This window comes from Dietzia sp. CQ4 (genome assembly GCF_014145125.1).
Taxonomy (GTDB): Bacteria; Actinomycetota; Actinomycetes; order Mycobacteriales; family Mycobacteriaceae; genus Dietzia; species Dietzia natronolimnaea.
In genome coordinates this window covers 1-2718 of record NZ_JAALDZ010000091.1, presented here as the reverse complement: position 1 = coordinate 2718, position 2718 = coordinate 1, and the positions used below count along the sequence as shown (strand labels likewise).

Here is a 2718-nt window from a genome sequence, read left to right as displayed (position 1 = left end):
CCCGCCGTGGTGGCGCGTGCCGCGCGCGTCGCCGGCACCCCCGCCGGACGGGTCGGGAGTCGGTCGATCCTCGTCGAGGTCCCGGAATCCGACGCCGCCCGGTTGGCGTCGACGGCCGCCGGATCGCCGCTCGCGGTGCTGGTGCACGGGTGACGCGAGGCAGCGCCAGATCGGCGGGGCGGGAGAGGGCGCTGGCGCCTCGACGGCGCTGATCGTGCTGGTAACGTCCCTGCGGTTCGGTTCGGAACGCACGACCACGCACGCGGTGGGCCTCGCCGCGTCACCAGGGAGGGGTGCAGGATGCTCAAGGGCTTCAAGGACTTCATCATGCAGGGCAACGTGATCGATCTGGCGGTCGCCGTGGTCATCGGCACCGCGTTCGCCTCGATCGTCGACGCCTTCACCAGCGCGATCATCAACCCGCTCATCGCCCTGCTCGGCGGGAACAGCGAGATCGGGTTCGCCGTCCAGCTGCTGGACAACAACCCCGAGACCAGGATGGACTTCGGGTTGTTGCTCACCGCGATCATCAACTTCCTGCTGATCGCCGCGGTCATCTACTTCGTCCTGGTGGGGCCGATGAACAAGATGAAGGAGGCCGCCGCCAAGCGCAAGGGCATCGACGCCCCCGCCTCGGACAACGACCTCCTCGTGGAGATCCGCGACCTCCTCGCGGGTCGCCCGCTCACCCATCCGTCGGACCCGCGGAGCACGTCCGGCGAGTCCTGACACCACGCCCCGCCGCGGGGCCCCCGTCACCCGGAACCGGACCTCAGCGCCGGACGTGAGCGCCGGCACCCAGCGACCCCGCCGACACCGCTGATGCGGGTCTCACCCGTGGTGGGGAGGGCGTTGCTCCCTCCACCAGTCGTCCCCGAGCCGGGCGTCGAGGTCACGGGCCTCGTCGGACGTGGTCCGCGGCAGGGTCTCGCCGAACACGTCGTCGATCCGGGCGCTGCTGTACGAAGCGCTGGTGATCGGGGCGCTGGAGTCCTGTGCCCTGTGGTCCGGGGCGCCGTCGGTCACAGCTCGTCGATCGCCGACAACTGCGCCACCACGTACGAGACGAGCGGGCACAGCGTGGCCATCCCGTCCCGGATGGCCGCGCGGCTGGGCGCGAGGTTGGCGACCACCGTACTGCCGGACACCCCGACCAACCCGCGGGAGACGATCGAGTCGACCGCGCCGGCGGTGAGGCCCGACGACCGGATGGCCTCGGCGATGCCGGGCAGCCGCTGGTCGAGGATCTCCTCCGTGACCTCGGGGGTGATGTCCCGTGGGCCGACCCCGGTGCCACCGACGGTCACGACGAAGTCGAAGCCGCCGACCACCGCGGTCTCGAGAGCCTTGCGGACCTCGGACTCCTCGGACGCCACGCCGACGACGCCGCCGACCAGGAAGCCCTCCTCCTCGAGCAGCTCGGTGACCAACGGGCCGATCGAGTCCTCGCGCGGATCCAGCCGGTCGGTCACCACCACGACCATCGCGCGACCGGCGATGGGGGTGTCCGCCGGAACGGCCGCCGAGGGGTCGAAATCCACGTCCGTCTGGATCCTGCGCCCACCGGGCAGAGACCTCGGGTCGAATCTCGTGCTCATCTCGCCTCTCCCAGTACCACGTCGACAGTCGTCGGCTGATCGCCCACACGAGCAGCATAGGTGACGGAGATCGTCTCCCCCGGAGCCCTCGACCGGATCGCGGCGACCAGCGCGTCGCCGCTCTCGATCAGCCGCTCCCCGACCATGGTGATCACCGCCCCCTCCTCGATGCCCGCCTGCGCGGCGGGGCCTCCCACCTCGGTGGTGCGGACCAGCGCCCCGTCGATGTCGGGTTGGTCGCTCACCGAGACCCCGAGGACCGCACGGGTGGCGAACCCCTGCTTGATCAACTGGTCGGCGATGCGCCGGGCCTGGTCGACCGGGATCGCGAAACCCAGGCCGATCGATCCCGAGTTGCCCGAGCCCAGCGACGCGATGGCGGAGTTGATGCCGACCAGCTCACCGTTCATGTTGACCAGCGCGCCGCCGGAGTTGCCCGGGTTGACCGCCGCATCGGTCTGGATGGCGTCGATCACCGTGTTCTGGTCGGACTGCGCGCCGCCCGCGCGTACCGGCCTGTCGAGCGCGGAGACGATGCCGGTCGTCACGGTGCCGGACAGGCCGAGTGGGGAACCCACCGCCGCGACGGCCTGACCCTCGTCCAGGTTCGAGGAGGACCCGAGCGCGATCGGGGTGAGCGACCGGTCGGTATCCGCCCTGATCACGGCGATGTCCGTGGCGGGGTCGGTGCCGACGACCGTCGCCGGCGCCCTCGACCCGTCGTTGAAGCGCACCTCGATCTGGCCGCCGGTCGCCGCCATCGCGATGACGTGGTTGTTCGTGATGATCAGACCGTCCTGGGCCAGCACCACGCCGGATCCCTCACCGCGTCCGGCCTGGCCGCGGACGTCGATCGAGACCACGCTCGGCAGGACCTTGTCGGCGACGGACTCGACCGTGCCGTCCGGGGCCTCACCCTCGGGCTGGACGGCGGTGATCGGGGAGGCGAGGCTCCCGCTGCCTCCGCCGCCCGCCACCGTGGCACCGATCCAGCCGCCCAGTCCGCCCGAGACGAGCATCGCGGCCACCAGTCCGGCGACCAGCAGGCCCCGGCCCGACTTCGCGGGTGCTGTCGCCCCGGGATCGTCGCCGCCGTACGGGGGCTGCGGGGGCAGGGCCG

At 71.6% G+C, this 2718-nt stretch carries 4 protein-coding genes; 1 reads left to right on the top strand and 3 read right to left on the bottom strand.

All coding sequences use genetic code 11. From position 1 onward, the window contains the following. Positions 1 to 300: 300 nt before the first annotated feature. Positions 301 to 729 (top strand): large conductance mechanosensitive channel protein MscL, encoded by a 429-nt coding sequence (mscL, locus tag G6031_RS06165; protein WP_182609882.1) that lies wholly within the window; start codon positions 301 to 303, stop codon positions 727 to 729. Positions 730 to 831: 102 nt separating this feature from the next. Here the strand turns inward: mscL and G6031_RS06160 are convergent, their stop codons facing one another. The 3 genes from G6031_RS06160 to G6031_RS06150 all read right to left on the bottom strand — a co-directional run. Next, complete coding sequence (locus tag G6031_RS06160; RefSeq protein WP_182652775.1) at positions 832 to 1026, bottom strand: hypothetical protein; 195 nt, start codon at positions 1024 to 1026, stop codon at positions 832 to 834. Further along, a complete protein-coding gene (locus G6031_RS06155) occupies positions 1023 to 1598 on the bottom strand; it encodes a molybdopterin-binding protein (RefSeq protein ID WP_179525840.1) in 576 nt (191 codons plus the stop codon). The genes G6031_RS06160 and G6031_RS06155 overlap by 4 nt, the downstream gene beginning before the upstream one ends. Then, positions 1595 to 2718, bottom strand: a 1124-nt coding sequence (locus tag G6031_RS06150; RefSeq protein WP_194305870.1) for a trypsin-like peptidase domain-containing protein, incomplete at its 5' end; no start/stop codon positions are given. The genes G6031_RS06155 and G6031_RS06150, both read right to left, overlap by 4 nt.